2 tRNA genes are annotated in these 209 nt (G+C 53.1%); both read right to left on the bottom strand.

The annotated features are described in order from the left end of the window. Positions 1–8: 8 nt before the first annotated feature. Positions 9–84, bottom strand: a tRNA-Ala gene (locus AB4274_RS21065). Between the two features lie 14 nt (positions 85–98). Then, a tRNA-Ile gene (locus AB4274_RS21060) sits at positions 99–175 on the bottom strand. Positions 176–209: the final 34 nt, after the last annotated feature.

Raw genomic sequence — 209 nt, 5'->3', positions numbered from 1 at the left:
CTTAAAGATGGTGGAGCTATGCGGGATCGAACCGCAGACCTCCTGCGTGCAAGGCAGGCGCTCTCCCAGCTGAGCTATAGCCCCATCTAGGTCGATATTGGTGGGTCTGAGTGGACTTGAACCACCGACCTCCCGCTTATCAGGCGAGCGCTCTAACCAGCTGAGCTACAGACCCAATATCGTCTCTTAACTTTTCTAAACCTAATCAA

It is taken from the genome of Vibrio sp. 10N.261.55.A10 (assembly GCF_041470825.1).
Classification (GTDB): Bacteria; Pseudomonadota; Gammaproteobacteria; order Enterobacterales; family Vibrionaceae; genus Vibrio; species Vibrio crassostreae_C.
This window is presented reverse-complemented; position numbering and strand designations above follow the sequence as displayed.